This window comes from Seonamhaeicola marinus (assembly GCF_008085455.1).
On sequence record NZ_VSDQ01000459.1, the window covers coordinates 1 to 244 of the forward strand.

The following is a 244-nucleotide window of genomic DNA, read 5'->3' on the forward strand; positions in this document are numbered from 1 at the left end:
TATTAAAGACCTAGAGGCTGTACTTAAAGAAATAAATGAAAAAGACTCTTAATTATGGTTCAATATGTTATACAAACCATTGCATTTCAACTTTTCTTTTTAATTATTTACGATTTCATTTTAAAGAAAGAAACCTTTTTTAATTGGAATAGAGCATATTTAATAGGCACAACTCTTTTGTCATTAATAATTCCATTAATAAAAATTGAACGTTTTAAAAATGTAGTTTCTCAAGAATATATAA

At 23.0% G+C, this 244-nt stretch carries 1 pseudogene; it reads left to right on the plus strand.

Annotated features, from left to right (window positions below):
- Nucleotides 1-54: 54 nt before the first annotated feature.
- Nucleotides 55-244: pseudogene (locus tag FUA24_RS25420) on the plus strand (M56 family metallopeptidase); the annotation flags it as partial.